At 62.8% G+C, this 14,892-nt stretch carries 12 protein-coding genes and 1 pseudogene; 7 read left to right on the forward strand and 6 right to left on the reverse strand.

The features are described from left to right. Positions 1-135: 135 nt before the first annotated feature. The 4 genes from ACRCYW_RS03445 to nadK all read right to left on the reverse strand — a co-directional run bounded on the left by ACRCYW_RS03445 (position 136) and on the right by nadK (position 4,700). Complete coding sequence (locus ACRCYW_RS03445) at positions 136-576, reverse strand: universal stress protein (protein ID WP_438548774.1); 441 nt, start codon at positions 574-576, stop codon at positions 136-138. Between the two features lie 256 nt (positions 577-832). Further along, the gene (locus ACRCYW_RS03450; protein ID WP_438548775.1) at positions 833-1,726 is read right to left on the reverse strand and encodes a DHHA2 domain-containing protein; all 894 of its coding nucleotides are present in this window, start codon (positions 1,724-1,726) and stop codon (positions 833-835) included. Positions 1,727-2,038: 312 nt separating this feature from the next. Then, complete coding sequence (gene recN, locus ACRCYW_RS03455) at positions 2,039-3,703, reverse strand: DNA repair protein RecN (RefSeq protein WP_438548776.1); 1,665 nt, start codon at positions 3,701-3,703, stop codon at positions 2,039-2,041. Between the two features lie 112 nt (positions 3,704-3,815). Continuing rightward, positions 3,816-4,700, reverse strand: a complete 885-nt coding sequence (nadK, locus tag ACRCYW_RS03460) for an NAD(+) kinase (RefSeq protein ID WP_438548777.1) — start codon at positions 4,698-4,700, stop codon at positions 3,816-3,818. Between the two features lie 244 nt (positions 4,701-4,944). Here nadK and grpE point away from each other — a divergent pair, with 244 nt between their 5' ends. The 3 genes from grpE (at position 4,945) to dnaJ (ending at position 9,009) form a co-directional block, all read left to right on the forward strand. Beyond that, positions 4,945-5,520 carry a nucleotide exchange factor GrpE gene (gene grpE, locus ACRCYW_RS03465; protein ID WP_438548778.1) on the forward strand — a complete coding sequence of 192 codons (576 nt, stop codon included), beginning with the start codon at positions 4,945-4,947 and terminating at the stop codon, positions 5,518-5,520. Between the two features lie 308 nt (positions 5,521-5,828). Further along, complete coding sequence (gene dnaK / locus ACRCYW_RS03470) at positions 5,829-7,757, forward strand: molecular chaperone DnaK (protein WP_438548779.1); 1,929 nt, start codon at positions 5,829-5,831, stop codon at positions 7,755-7,757. A 112-nt stretch (positions 7,758-7,869) separates the two neighbouring features. Next, on the forward strand, positions 7,870-9,009 hold the full coding sequence (gene dnaJ / locus ACRCYW_RS03475; RefSeq protein ID WP_438548780.1) for a molecular chaperone DnaJ: 1,140 nt from the start codon (positions 7,870-7,872) through the stop codon (positions 9,007-9,009). A gap of 83 nt (positions 9,010-9,092) precedes the next feature. Here dnaJ and ACRCYW_RS03480 read toward each other — a convergent pair whose 3' ends face one another. Both ACRCYW_RS03480 and ACRCYW_RS03485 read right to left on the reverse strand, forming a co-directional pair. Next, a complete protein-coding gene (locus ACRCYW_RS03480; RefSeq protein ID WP_349918705.1) occupies positions 9,093-9,821 on the reverse strand; it encodes an MgtC/SapB family protein in 729 nt (242 codons plus the stop codon). A 217-nt stretch (positions 9,822-10,038) separates the two neighbouring features. Next, a pseudogene (locus ACRCYW_RS03485) lies at positions 10,039-10,404 on the reverse strand (hypothetical protein); the annotation flags it as partial. A gap of 478 nt (positions 10,405-10,882) precedes the next feature. Here ACRCYW_RS03485 and ACRCYW_RS03490 point away from each other — a divergent pair. The 4 genes from ACRCYW_RS03490 to ACRCYW_RS03505 all read left to right on the forward strand — a co-directional run bounded on the left by ACRCYW_RS03490 (position 10,883) and on the right by ACRCYW_RS03505 (position 14,741). Next, positions 10,883-11,323, forward strand: coding sequence for a YeeE/YedE family protein (locus ACRCYW_RS03490; protein ID WP_438549023.1), 441 nt, complete (start codon positions 10,883-10,885; stop codon positions 11,321-11,323). A 10-nt stretch (positions 11,324-11,333) separates the two neighbouring features. Next, positions 11,334-11,753 carry a DUF6691 family protein gene (locus ACRCYW_RS03495; RefSeq protein ID WP_438548781.1) on the forward strand — a complete coding sequence of 140 codons (420 nt, stop codon included), beginning with the start codon at positions 11,334-11,336 and terminating at the stop codon, positions 11,751-11,753. Between the two features lie 93 nt (positions 11,754-11,846). Then, complete coding sequence (locus ACRCYW_RS03500; protein ID WP_438548782.1) at positions 11,847-12,863, forward strand: lipoate--protein ligase A; 1,017 nt, start codon at positions 11,847-11,849, stop codon at positions 12,861-12,863. A 183-nt stretch (positions 12,864-13,046) separates the two neighbouring features. Continuing rightward, entirely contained in the window at positions 13,047-14,741 is a 1,695-nt protein-coding gene (locus tag ACRCYW_RS03505; protein ID WP_438548783.1) for a pyridoxal phosphate-dependent decarboxylase family protein, read from the forward strand. The last annotated feature ends 151 nt before the right edge of the window (positions 14,742-14,892 follow it).

Raw genomic sequence — 14,892 nt, forward strand, 5'->3', positions numbered from 1 at the left:
AGCGCCATATGGCGCTCGTGCCGCGGCGGGTGGGCTCACGCAATGGCGAGGTAGCAAGAGAGGGCCTCTCAACAGGCCCAGAGAAACCAGCCGGTTGGAGGGGGGAGGGCCCGCGCAGGGGGCGGGCCCGGTCAGTCAGCCGACGGCCCTGAGGGGCTCAGCGTAGGGCTCATGGCAGATCTGGATATCGACGGGCAGCTTGTAGAGCAGCAGGCGTGCCAGGGAGCCCTCCATCCAGTGGTGGCGGCTGCCTACCAGCAGCAGCGTACCGGGCTCTGAGGAGAGCCAGCGTCTGAGCTCGGAGACCACGTCGTCCACCACCAGACACTGGTAATCCACCGGATGGTGCAACTGGGTGATGAGCTGGCTGATGACGGCCTTGGCATCCAGGGTGCCCTGGGCGCTGCGCTCTTCCTGTGACAGCGACAGGCTCTGCTGGCGTATCTTGCTGCTGTGAGTCAGGTGCAACAGGGTCAGTTTGCTGCCCATGGCCTGGGCCAGCCGGCTCGCCTTGGCCAGCGTCTCCTGCTCGTAATCCTTGCCTTCCAGCAACAGCACTATATTGGTCGGGCTCATAAGCAGTTCTCCTCGGCAGGTGCGGGACAGGTGAGGCCTTGGACGGCATCCATCTTGGCTGCCCGCGAAATGTCAGAACAAACGAACCCGGTACCGACTGCGTCACTCGTTGTCAGCGACAACTGTGGGCTCCGGCTCCGTTTACATCATCATAACAGGCTGAGTTGAATAAAAAATGAAGGAAATGCTGCGGAAGGTGATAAAGATCTGTTAACGAAATGAAGACCCTCGCGATGGCGAGGGTCTGGGGATGGCATCAGGCTGGTTGCTGGGCGAAGTAGCGGGTCAGCCAGGGCAGCCCTTCCTTCTTGCGGCTGACGGCGCCGGCCAGGTGCACAGGCTCGGCGGGCAGTATGCCCAGGCTTGCGAAGAAGAGTTGGCTCTCCCCTCTGGCAAGATCGGTCAGCATCAGCACATAGCCATCCAGCTTGTCCTGCGCCAGCCGTTCTGTCATGGCCTGATAGAGTTCGGCGGTGCGCGCCTCTATCTCGGCCGGGTTCATCACACAGATCTGGCTCACCATGAGGGCATGCCCCGCCATCTGGTAGGCCTTCTCGTCGGCGATCAGGGCCTCGGCGAGGGGCAGGTCCCCCAGCTGGGTTCGGCGCTCGAGCAGGGTCTGGGCGAAGGGGGCCAGCTCCAGTTCGGCGATGGGTAGCAGCCGCTCGACCGCGAGTCTGTCCTGTTCCGTGGTGGTGGGGGAGGTGAAGTTGAAGGTGTCGCTGACGATGGCCCCCAGCAGCAGCCTGGCTTGGGGGCGGGAGAGCGTCTCATGGCCCATCAGCTCCAGCAGCACGGTGGCGCTGCAACCGACGGCTCTCACCCAGGCATCGAGGGGGCCACGGGTGATCAGGGTGCCGATGCGATGGTGGTCGATGAGGCCCTGTACGTCGGCGTCCGCCAGTCCCTCAGGCCCCTGCTCCAGCTCGCTGAAGTCCACCAGGAAGACCGGTTTGTCGGCCACGCTGCTGGTGAGTACCGGGGGTGCCTCGATCCCTGCGGTCTCCAGGATGAAGCGGGTCTCGGCGATGGGCGTCCCCAGGGCGAAGGCCTGGGCGGGGCGGCCCTGGCCGTTGAGCCAGTCGGCGGCGACCAGGGCGGTGCAGATGCTGTCGCTGTCGGGATTCTTGTGACCAAACACATGAAGCATGGGGGAGTCCTGATATGGGGGGGCCTCGGCTGCATGAAGCTGTCATGCGCAATGGTAAAGAAGGCCGTGGTAAAGAGGAGTATAGGGCCGGGAAGACTCAGAGTTGAGCCAGCGGCGTTGCCGACTCACTCTACTGCCAGGGCGACACGGGATCAATATCGGCCAGCGGCGGCTCGAATGAACGGGTTTCGTCTGGTAGATATACCGGGATGGATGAAATGCGTCACCAGATGACGGTTATGCAGTCAAATATGCTGATGTAGGCCGTGTCATACTGGCGGAAGGGGCACTGGGCCCCTCCCGTCAGGAGCGTCAGGAGGCGAGCAGCTCGCGGGCATTGGCCAGGGTGTTGTCGGTGATCTGATCTCCCCCGAGCAGGCGGGCCAGCTCGTTGAGACGCGCCTTGGCATTGAGCGCCTGCATCTGGGTCTCCGTGGTCTTGCCGTCAGTGTGCTTGCTCACCACCATGTGCTGGTGACCCTTGCCCGCCACCTGGGGCAGGTGGGTGACCACCATCACCTGGGTGGACTCGCCGAGCTGGCGCAAGAGGCGCCCCACCACGGCCGCGGTCGGGCCGCTGATCCCCACGTCCACCTCATCGAAGATGAGGGTCGGTGTGGAGATCTTGCGGGCACTGATGACCACGATGGCGAGGCTTATCCGTGACAGCTCGCCGCCGGAGGCGACCTTGCCGAGCGGCTGGATGGGCTGCCCCGGGTTGGTGGTGACCATAAATTCCACCCGATCGATGCCGAGCGGCGACAGGCTGCTCTGGGCATCCGGGCGCACCTCTATGGTGAAACGGCCATCCGGCATGGCGAGCTCATGCATGCTGGCACTCACCTTGGTCCCCAGCTCTTCGGCATAACGCTGGCGGCTCTGGCTCAGCACCTCCGCCGCCTGCACGAAGGCGTGGCGGGCCCGAATTAGCTCGTCTTCCATGCCCTCGAGGCGCTCCTCGTCCGAGTTGAGACGGGCGAGATCCCCCGCCAGCTCCTGATGATGGTGGGCAAGCTCCGACGGTTTGACATGGTGTTTGCGGGCCAGGTTGATGGCGCGGGAGAGGCGGGCCTCCAGCTCGTTGAAGCGCTCGGGGTCGAGCTCCAGCCGATCGAGATAGCTGCGCAGCTCGCTGTGACTCTCCTGCACGCCGATCAGGGCCTCATTGAGCATGCCGAGCACGTTGCCGAGCCGGCTGTCCATGGCCACCAGGGTCTCGGTCCTGTCCACCGCCAACTGCAACAGACCGGCGATGGTGGTCTCCTCGTTGTCATAGAGCAGATCCAGGCAGGCGCCGCACTCCTGCATCAGCTCGGTGCCGTTGGCCAGACGCTGGTGCTCCTCCTCGATCGCTTCAAATTCACCCGGTTGCAAGGCGAACTCGTCCAGCTCCTGTACCTGGTACTCGATGAGCTGGCGGCGCGCCTCCCGCTGTTGTTGCTCGGCCTTGAGTCGGTTCAGCTCGTTCTGCAACTGGCGCCACTGCTGGTAATGGTGGCGCACATCGTCCAGCAGCAGGTGATGGCCGGCGTAGCCGTCCAACAGGGCGAGCTGGTAATCGGGTTTGAGCAGCAACTGGTGGGCATGCTGACCGTGGACGTTGGCCAGCAGCTGGCCCAGGTTCTTGAGCTGCACCAGGGGGACGGGCACCCCGTTGATGTAGCTGCGGGAGCGCCCCTCGGCGGAGAGCACCCGCCGCACTATGCACTCCCCTTCGTTCTCCAGATCGTTGGCGACGAGCCAGGCCCGGGCGGCGGGGTTGCCATCCAGCAGGAAGCGCGCGCTGACCTCGGTCTTGTCACTGCCAGGCCGCACCATGCTGGCTTCGGCCCGCTCCCCGAGGCAAAGCCCGAGCGCATCGATGGCGATGGACTTGCCCGCCCCGGTTTCCCCTGTGATGCAGGTCATGCCGGCTTGCAAGTCGAGTTCGAGAAACTTGACGATGGCGAAGTTGGTGATGGTCAGTTGGGTCAGCATGGTCTCATCCTGTATGGGCCAACATTACTGTGTATGCATCCAGTATATACTGGTTTTACATACAGTAAAGTGTCGGCCCGCAGCAGGATGCAAAAGGGGCTTGGCTATGGCGTCAGAACAGCTTGCTGCCCCAGCCGAGCTTGTTGCGCAGCACGTGGAAGTAGCTGTAATCCAGCGGATGAACCAGGTGTAGCTTGTGGTGGCTCTTCTTGATGAGGATCTCGTCCCCCGGATGCACCGCTAGGGTCACCTGGCCGTCGCAGCTCACCTGCATGGCGTCGTCCTGGTTGTCCGGCGAGACCAGCAGCCGCACCTCGCTGTCCGCGTCCAGGACGATGGGGCGGCTGCTCAGGGTGTGGGGGAACATGGGCACCAGCGTGATGGCGTTGAGTTTGGGGGTGAGGATGGCGCCTCCCGCCGAGAGGGAGTAGGCGGTGGAGCCGGTCGGGGTCGCGACTATGATGCCGTCCGAGCGCTGGCTGTACATGAAGCTGCCATCGATATAGACCTCGAACTCTATCATGTGGGCGATCTTGCCCGGGTGCAGCACCGCCTCGTTGACCGCGAGGTTGCTGGACTTGCGCTCCCCGTGGCGATAGACGGCGGCCTCCAGCAGGAAGCGGTGCTCGCTCTTGAAGTGGCCGGAGAGCACCTGCTCCAGGGGTAGCAGATAATCCTGCGGCGAGAGATCGGTGAGGAAGCCGAGGTTGCCCCGGTTCACCCCGATCACCGCCACGTCGAAGCGGGACAGTACCCGGGCCGCCCCCAGCATGTTGCCATCCCCGCCGACGACGATGGCGAGATCCGCTTGCTCCCCGAGTTGCACCAAGTCCATCACGCTGTCGTTCTGGATCCCCAGGGTCTGGGCGACCCGGCTCTCGAGCAGCACCCGAAAGCCGCGGGTGCTCAGGTATTGATAGAGGCCCTTGAGGGTCTGGTTGGCGCCCTCATGATGGGGCTTGCCGATGAGGGCAACGGTTTTGAACGGAGAATCCATAGGTTATCGGGTCTGGGCCAAGTATTGAGGGGAGTATACCGCGCTTTGGTATGGATTTGTCTGCCTCCATGCGGACTTGGCTGATCCCGCCCTGAACGGCGATGAAAGAGTGGGCAAGGGGGCCTCCTCATCCATGTTCTGGCCTTTTCCCCTTGAAAGCGAGGGCTGCGTCCCCATAATAGCGCCATTGATCGCAGCCAGGCTGCCCCGATTGTTTGAAGTAACCCTGAATATTGGAGATGTCATGAACCACGAAGAGCAAAAGGTTGAAGCGATGGAGCAAGTGGAAGCCCAGCCAGTCGAGCCGACCGATGTAGACAGTGAAGTGACAGCCGAGCAGTCCCGCATCGCCGAGCTTGAAGCCCAGCTGGAGGCGGCCCAGCAGGCGGCTGCCGACGAGCGTGAGCGTGCCGTGCGCGCCGTCGCCGAGATGGAAAACCTGCGCCGCCGCGCGGCCCAGGACGTGGAGAAGGCTCACAAGTTCGCGTTGGAGAAGTTTGCCGGTGAGCTGCTGCCCGTGCTGGACAACCTGGAGCGCGCCATCGAACTCGCCGACAAGGAAAATGAAGCCCTCAAGCCCATGATCGAAGGGGTTGAGCTGACCCTGAAGTCCATGCAGGGCGGGGTAGCCAAGTTCGGTCTGGTGGCGCTGGATCCCCAGAACCAGCCGTTCGACCCCAACGCCCACCAGGCGATGAGCATGATCGAGAACGCTGAGCTGGCGCCGAACACCGTCATCGCCGTGATGCAGAAGGGCTACGAGCTGAACGGTCGCGTCATCCGTCCGGCCATGGTGATGGTCTCCAAGGCACCGGCCTGAGCCTCATCCCCCCCATTGAGCCCGCCGCTCGGCGGGCTTTTTGTTGGCCGAGACCTGGCCTTTGCCGGGCTCAGGTTAAATCGGCACAGTTGATACAGTTTTTTTGCATCGAGGCTTGAAGCGCGAAGTTGCGACCCCATATAGGTGACAAGGCCACGGCGGCATCCTCGTTCTGCCCCCTGCCATGCGGGGCGACAAGAATTTGATGCCGGGAGCTTGAAAGCCACAGTGGCAGGCCCCACCTAGCCGTTAACGTATTTAAGGCGAGTTCCTCGCCCGTTTATTCAAAGTATTTGGAGATTCGTCAAATGGGTAAAATCATCGGTATTGACCTGGGTACTACCAACTCCTGTGTCGCTATTCTGGATGGCGACCATGCTCGCGTGATCGAGAACGCGGAAGGCGACCGTACTACTCCGTCCATCATTGCCTATGCCGATGACGGCGAAATCCTGGTTGGTCAGCCGGCGAAGCGTCAGGCCATCACCAACCCGAAGAACACGCTGTTCGCCATCAAGCGTCTGATCGGCCGTCGTTTCGAAGATGACGAAGTACAGCGCGATCTGGAGATCATGCCGTACACCATCGCCAAGGCTGACAACGGCGATGCCTGGGTTGAAGTCAAAGGCAAGAAGATGGCACCGCCGCAGATCTCTGCCGAAGTGCTGAAGAAGATGAAGAAGACCGCCGAGGACTACCTGGGCGAGCCGGTGACCGAAGCGGTCATCACAGTACCGGCCTACTTCAACGACGCCCAGCGTCAGGCTACCAAGGATGCCGGTCGCATCGCGGGTCTGGACGTCAAGCGCATCATCAACGAACCGACCGCCGCGGCCTTCGCCTATGGCGTGAACAAGGTCAAGGGTGAGCGCAAGGTCGCCGTCTACGACCTGGGTGGCGGTACCTTCGACATCTCCATCATCGAGATCGACGAAGTGGAAGGTGAGACCACCTTCGAAGTACTGGCGACCAACGGTAACACCCACCTGGGTGGTGAAGACTTCGACAACCGCGTCATCAACTACCTGGTAGACGAGTTCAAGCGCGAGCAGGGCATCGACCTGCGCAAGGATCAGCTGGCCCTGCAGCGTCTGAAAGACGCCGCCGAGAAGGCCAAGATCGAGCTCTCTTCCGCTCAGCAGACCGACGTGAACCTGCCGTACATCACCGCAGATGCCACAGGTCCGAAGCACATGAACATCAAGGTGACCCGCGCCAAGCTGGAATCCCTGGTGGAAGACATGGTGAAAGACTCCCTGGAGCCGGTCCGTGTCGCCCTGAAAGACTCCGGCCTGTCCGTGTCTGAAGTGGACGACGTCATCCTGGTGGGCGGTCAGACCCGTATGCCGCTGGTCCAGAAGACAGTCGCCGACTTCTTCGGCAAGGAGCCGCGTAAAGACGTCAACCCGGACGAAGCCGTGGCCATGGGTGCCGCCATCCAGGGTGCCGTACTGTCCGGTGACAAGACCGACGTACTGCTGTTGGACGTAACCCCGCTCTCCCTGGGTATCGAAACCATGGGCAGCGTGATGACCGCGCTCATCGAGAAGAACACCACCATCCCGACCAAGAAGTCCCAGGTGTTCTCCACCGCCGAAGACAACCAGTCTGCCGTGACCATTCACGTGCTGCAGGGTGAGCGCAAGCGCGCCAGCGACAACAAGTCCCTGGGCCAGTTCAACCTGGAAGGCATCCGCCCGGCACCGCGCGGTCTGCCGCAGATCGAAGTGACCTTCGACATCGATGCGAACGGTATCCTGCACGTCTCCGCGAAAGACAAGGAGACCAACAAGGAGCAGAAGATCACCATCCAGGCCTCTTCCGGTCTGTCCGATGACGAGATCGAACGCATGGTACGCGAGGCCGAAGCCAACGCGGCCGAGGACAAGAAGTTCGAAGAGCTGGTGCAGACTCGCAACCAGGCTGACGGTCTGGTCCACTCCGTGCGCAAGCAGGTCACCGAAGCCGGTGAAGCCCTGCCGGCGGACGACAAGACCAAGATCGAGACCGCTCTGTCCGAGCTGGAAAGCGCCATCAAGGGCGACGACAAGGCCGCCATCGAAGCCAAGCAACAGGCTCTGATGGAAGCGTCCCAGAAGCTGATGGAGATCGCTCAGCAGCAGGCTCAGGCGCAAGGCGCCGCCGGTGCTGACGCCGGTCAGTCCTCCTCTTCCGCCAAGGCTGACGACGACGTGGTCGACGCCGAGTTCGAAGAAGTGAAAGACGACAAGAAATAAGCCACACCCAGCTGGGCGGAGTCACTTCGCCCAGCGGCTTGGTCGATGAATTTACGGGCGTTGGGTGACCAACGCCCGTCTGCGTAACTGCTGATATAGCAACAGGATGAGTATGTCGAAGCGCGATTTCTATGAAGTGCTCGGGGTGGCAAAAGGTGCCGACGAGCGCGAGATCAAGAAGGCGTACAAGCGTCTGGCGATGAAGTATCACCCCGATCGCAACCAGGGTGATGCGGCCGCCGAAGAGAAGTTCAAAGAGGTCAAGGAAGCCTACGAGGTGCTGACCGACGAGAACCTGCGTGCCCGCTATGACCAGTACGGTCATGCCGGCGTGGATCAGAGCCAGGGCGGCGGTCACGGCGGTTTCGGCGGCGGTGCCGATTTCGGTGACATCTTCGGCGATGTGTTTGGCGACATCTTCGGCGGCAGCCGTGGCGGTGGCCGTCGTGGCCCGGCCCGTGGCTCCGATCTTCGCTACAACATGGAGCTGACACTGGAAGAGGCGGTGCGCGGGGTCTCCAAGGAGATCAAGATCCCGACTCAGGTTCACTGCGAGGTCTGCAACGGTTCGGGCGCCCACACCGGCAGCTCGGCCCAGACCTGCCCGACCTGCCACGGCGCCGGTCAGGTGCAGATGCGCCAGGGCTTCTTCGCGGTGCAGCAGGCCTGTCCGCACTGCCATGGTCGCGGCAAGATCATCAAGGATCCGTGCCGCAAGTGTCACGGCGAGGGCCGCTACCAGAAGACCAAGACCCTGTCGGTCAAGATCCCGGCCGGGGTCGACACCGGCGATCGCATCCGTCTCTCCGGGGAAGGGGAAGCGGGGGAGGCCGGCGCACCGGCCGGGGATCTGTACGTACAGGTTCACGTCAAGGAGCACGAGATCTTCGTCCGTGACGGCAACGATCTCTACTGCGAGGTGCCCATCAGCTTCACCACAGCTGCCCTTGGCGGCGAGATCGAGGTGCCGACCCTGGATGGCCGCGTCAAGCTGAAGGTGACCGCCGAGACCCAGACCGGCAAGCTGTTCCGCTTGCGGGGCAAGGGCGTCAAGTCCGTGCGCTCCGGCCAGGTCGGCGATCTGATGTGCAAGGTGGTCATCGAGACCCCGGTCAAGCTGACCGACACCCAGAAAGATCTGCTGCGCCAGCTGGACGAGTCCTTCAGCGGCGCCGCCGCCAAGACCCACAAGCCCAAATCGGAAGGCTTCTTCGAAGGGGTGAAACGCTTCTTCGATGACCTGACCAAGTGATCACGCGAGTGATGTGAGAAAGCCGGCCCTGTGCCGGCTTTCTTTTTGCTTGTTTCCCGTGATCGTTTTCGTTCGATCGGCGCTCAATCCGTGGTACTGGTGCGCCAGAACACCTGTTTGATGCGGGGATGCTGGCCCAGGGTCTTCATCAGGGCGTCCAGCTCGTCACCGTCGATGGAGGTGGCGAGCAGCACGGCGGAGATCTCCAGATCCTGCTCCCCGAACGGCTCGATATCGAGCTCGCTCAGGGGGTAGTTGGCCTGCTCCAGCTGCTGCTCCAGCCAGGGCAGCACCTCTTTCTGGTGGGTGCGGCGGATGAGGGCGGTGACGCGATAGGTCAGCTCGGTATCCTCGTTGTCCACCGGGTGGCGGTTGATCTGATTGACCAGAGGGCGCAGCAGGGTGTTGGCGGCCAGCACGAAGAGAGCGCCGAGTATGGCCTCCATGGCGAAGCCGGCACCGCAGGCGGCTCCCACGGCGGCTACCCCCCAGAGGGTGGCGGCGGTGTTGATGCCGCGGATGTTGCCCGATTCCCGCATGATGACGCCGGCACCGAGAAAGCCGATACCGGAGACAATATAGGCCACCACGTGCACCACCCCATAGCTGCCGCCGTGCAGGTCATAGATGCGCTGGGCCAGATTGACGAACAGGGCCGCGCCCACCGCCACCAGCACGTTGGTGCGCAGGCCCGCGGTGCGCTGGCGATACTGGCGCTCCAGCCCCACCAGGCTGCCCAGCACGAAGGCCAGTAGCAGGCTGGCCAGGGTATCTGTCAGGGCCAGCAGATCAAATTGTTGCCACATTCTCATGGCGTACTCCTCTTGATGACGATGGCCTTCGAGATGGCAGATGAAACACCTGTCATGTGCAAAGTGAAGATAGACCCGTGCGTGGAAGGCCATCATGGCAGATGAAAATGTTGCACGGATCGAGGCAGCCAGCATCCAGGGTGACTGGCCGTGAATGATGAGCAGGCCCCTGGCACCCGGGGAGGGTGCGAGTCGCATGAGTCCTGGATCGGGGGCCCGGGCGCAGCTCCCAGCGTACCGGGTGGCTGAGCCCGGCCTGATGCACGAACTGCACCAGGTAGCGGCGCTGGGGCGGGGTGCAGTAGAGATCCAGTACCAGCTCCCGTCCCCCGTCGCGTCCCGGTCTCATGGATTGCGAGGGTACTAGCCCTGCCGGTTGCAGGGTATGAGCCACTAGCGCTAGTACGGGGAGCATGTCGGCCCTGTCCTGGCAACGGATCCGCAACCGGTAATGGTGTTGCCGCTGCCTGCCCAGCCTGCGTGACAGGGCTCCCAGGCCCAGCTTGCCGAGCAGGGTGCGGGCGCCGGATGTCGCGGCAGAGATGGCGGGTGTTGAAGCAAAATGGGTTGAAACAAAACGCATAGCAGCCTCCTTGTGGGAAGCAGAAACTATGCAGGCAAGGTGTCCGGTGCTTGGCCGGTCACTTGACGTCAAGTGTGAAAAGAGAAGGGGAGGAGATGCTCGCCTCTCGCGGGATCGCGAGGCGCGGCAGAACGATTGCTGCGGCTAGCTCGCGACCTGGCTGCCGACGCCCATGGCCGGCTTGCTACTGTCACTTGATGAGTTGCCCACTGATGGTCTCCGCTGTGAATGAACGGCAAGATGGTACAGAACCGGGCCGGGAAGGTAAAGGATGGGGCCTGTCTTGCAACATCCAGAAACAAGTTTCTGGGATCCGAAATGGTATGCATGACGCTTCGCCGGGTGAGAAGTTGGCCTTAGTGACTGCTGTAAATTAGAGATTGCTAATGCTGTGATAGGCGATAGAATGATCAATATTAGGGCTTGCTAATTAAATGGGTGGGCCCATTTTGCCGACCTGAGAGCGGATACGGCGCCCATACCGCCCCCTGACTGGAGAGTCCCTATGTTTGAGAGCCAATGGTGGTTTGCCCTCGGAGGCGGCCTGCTGATCGGCCTGTCCGCCCTGCTGCTGATGCTGTTCAACGGCCGGGTGGCCGGGATCAGCGGCATACTGGCGGGAGCCCTGCAGGAGAGAGGCGGCTGGCGCTGGTTGTTCCTGCTGGGCCTGGCCGGTGGGGCGCTGTTGGCCTTTGCCCTCGGCTGGGCAAGCCTGCCGACTCTGGCGGTGTTGCCTGCCTGGCCCTGGGTCGCGCTGGCGGGCCTGCTGGTGGGCATAGGCACTCGCCTTGGCAACGGCTGCACCAGCGGCCACGGCATCTGCGGGGTGGGGCGGCTCTCCCGGCGCTCCCTGGTGGCTACCCTCGTCTTCATGACCACCGCCGTGCTCACCGTCTTTGTCAGCCACCACCTGTTGTGAGGAAGACCCCATGGAACGCTTGATGAGTCTGTTCTCCGGCCTGCTGTTTGGGTTGGGTCTCGCCCTCTCCGGCATGGTGGATCCGGAGAGGGTGCTGGGTTTCCTCGACGTGGCAGGCGCCTGGGATCCCAGCCTGGCCTTCGTGATGGGGGGCGCCCTGCTGGTGTTTATGCCGGGTTATTTCCTGCTGGTGCGGCCCCGTCGCCAGAGCCTGCTGGGGGAGCCCATGGCCGCCGTGCCCGCGCCGACCCTGGATACTCGCCTGCTCGGGGGGGCCGTCCTCTTTGGCATCGGCTGGGGCATGGCCGGCATCTGCCCGGGTCCGGCCCTGGCCCTCATCACGGCAGGCCAGCCCCTGATAGGGCTCTTCGTGGTCGCCATGGTGACGGGCGTGTTGCTGGTGGACAGGGGCTGGCAACGGACCCACTGATCCCGCGTTGGCAGCTTTTGCGCAGAGACTAGGGCTCATCTGTCGGCCCAAGATGGTACTATCGGACTCCCATCCTCTCGACAAGGCTTGCCCATGCTCCCCCTGCGCCTGCTTATCTCGGATTCCCACGATCCTCTGTTCAACCTGGCGGTGGAGGAGTGCATCTTCCGCCAGATGGACCCGCGTCAGCGGGTGCTCTTCCTGTGGCGCAACGCCAATACCGTGGTGATAGGCCGTGCCCAGAACCCCTGGAAGGAGTGCAACACCCGCCGCATGGAAGAGGATGGGATAACCCTGGCCCGGCGCAGCAGCGGCGGTGGCGCCGTGTTCCACGACCTTGGCAACAGCTGCTTCACCTTCATGGCGGGCAAACCAGGCTATGACAAGCAGGTCTCCACCGCCATAGTGCTGGATGCCCTGAAGCGGCTGGGGGTGGAGGCTTTTGCCTCCGGTCGCAACGATCTGCTGGTGGCGACTCCGGACGGGGATCGCAAGGTGTCGGGCTCGGCCTACCGGGAGACCCAGGATCGCGGCTTTCATCACGGTACCCTGCTGCTGGACGCCGATCTCAGCCGGCTCGCCAACTACCTCAACCCGGACCCCAAGAAGCTCGCGGCCAAGGGCATCACCTCGGTGCGCAGCCGGGTCGCCAACCTGAGCGAATTGCTGCCGGGGATCGACCATCAAGGGGTGAGCGAGGCCCTCATGGAGGCCTTCTTCAGCCACCATGGTGAGCGGGTTCAGCCCGAGCATATCTCCCCCGAACGGCTGCCGGACTTGCCCGGCTTTGCCGAGACCTTTGCCCGCCAGCGCAGCTGGGAGTGGAACTTCGGCCATGCACCGGCGTTCAGCCATCGGCTGGACGAGCGCTTCGGCTGGGGCGGGGTCGAGCTGCACTTCGACGTGGAGAAGGGGGTCATAGGGCGGGCGCAGATCTTCAGCGACAGCCTGGAGCCGGCGCCCCTGGATGCCCTGGCGGAGCGACTGCCGGGCACCCTCTATCAGCCGGTGGCGGTCTCGGCACTGATCAGGGCGCTGCAGGAGGAGTTCCCCGCCCAGCGGACCGAGCTCTCGGAGCTGGAGCGCTGGCTGGCGACGGCGCTGCGTTAGGCGCATCACGGCTGAGAGCGGGATCACGAAACGGGAGCCGGCCTGGGGGGCGGCCTCACGGCCAGCCCTTGTCCCGCCTGGAGCATGATAAAAAGTAGGGCAGGCCATTAGTTATTGTCGCTGTTTCAAACGCTACCCGAGGGGTATAACCGGGCCACCTCTGCAGTATTAATGGTAACAACAATGAGTGACCTGGTTTATCTGAAAGACGACGGCGTCAACGCCGTCTCCCCCGCATTCGCCGCCCGTTTCGCCACCGTCAAGGCTCACTACTTCTCCCGCAATCCCGAGCTCTGGCCGGTGTTTCGCGAGCCCGGCTTCGCCACCCTCAACGAGTTTCGTGCCCGCGGCCTGGCACCGGATGCGCGCCTCAATGCCTGGCCCGATGGCCGCGCCCGCCTCGCGGATCTCTGCGAGACCATGCCGGTGCCGCAGGCCATGCGCGCCCCGGGTGAGCCCATGACCGAGCTGCTGTTCGCCGGCGCCCTCTCCAAAGACTGGGAGAACCCCTCCAGTGTCGAGAACGTCATCACCATGTCGGCGGATCCCGCCATCTACGGCGCCCAGATGGGCATTCTCGCGAACCCCAACCTGGTCTACTCCGAATACGCCGGGGTGGCCGAGGAGCTTGAGAAGAAGGTGGTGCGCCAGATAGCCCTGCTGGCGGGTTACGATCCGGCCCGCGCCACCGGCATCTTCACCCAGGGGGGGACCTTCTGTAACCTCTACGGCTACCTGCTCGGCATCCGCAAGAGCCTGCCGGAAGCCAAGCACAAGGGGCTCGGCCACTATCAGGACTACCGCATCATCAACTCCCAGGGCGGCCACTACTCCAACATCACCAACCTCTCCCTGCTCGGGGTGGATATCGAGAACAAGACCATCCGCATCCAGGTCGGCGAGAACAACGACATCGATCTGGTGGATCTCGAACGCACCCTGACCGCCTGTTTCGCCCTCAAACACGTGGTCCCCACCATCATGCTCACCATGGGCACCACCGACACCTTCGGGGTGGATCAGGTCAAACCCGTGGTGGAGCTGAGGGATCGCCTGTGCGAGCGCTTCGAGGTGGTGGTCAAGCCTCACATCCACGTGGATGCCGCCATCGGTTGGTCGATGATCTTCTTCCTGGATTACGACTTTGCCGCCAACCCGCTCGCCATCAACGCCGCCACCCTGGCGGGCATTGAGCGCAACGTGGTCCGCTTCGCGGAGCTCAAATACGCCGACTCCTTCACCGTCGACTTCCAGAAGTGGGGCTATGTGCCCTACACCTCCAGCCTGGTGATGATCAAGGAGCAGGACGATCTCAAGGCGATGGAGAACGACCCGGAGAACTTCTCCTATTTCGAGCGGGACATCCAGGGTCAGACTCACCTGCAGTCCACCATAGAGTGTTCCCGTGGGGCGAGCGGCCTGTTCGGTGCCTATGCGGCCCTCAACTACCTGGGGGTGGAGGGGTATCGCACCGTGCTGGCCCACTGCCTGCAGAACGCGAACTACTTCCGCTTCCGCCTGAGCCAGCTCGGCAACGTCAAGCTGGTGGCCCAGGAGAACCAGGGGCCGAGCGTGGGCTTCAAGATCTACAACCCGGAGTGGGTGAGCGATCCGGAGGCCGAGTTCGCCTTCGAGCTGGCCCGCAGCGCCGATCCCGCCTACAAGGCGCGGCTGCAACGCAACACCGACTATCACCGCGACCTGTTCAAGCACCGTGGCAAGGTGGGGCTCTTCACCAACTGGGTGGAGGCGGTGGCCCACTCCGAATACGACGAGCGGGGCAAGTACTCCTACATCGCCGGCGAGAAGGCGGTCTTCATGAACCCGGCCTGTGGCCGCGAGCAGATCGACGCCTTTATCGAGCATATTCGCGGCTGAGAACGGCGCATCCATATAACCAATGGGCAGGAATAACCTGCCCATTTTTATTGGACTGTTATTTCATCCTCCTGCTTGGAGAAATGGAATCAGGGATGGCCATCAATAAAACGTCAATAATATGGACGACAATGAATATATGACGGCAACA

Origin of the sequence: Aeromonas sp. (assembly GCF_051657805.1) — a bacterium.
Lineage (GTDB): Bacteria > Pseudomonadota > Gammaproteobacteria > Enterobacterales > Aeromonadaceae > Aeromonas.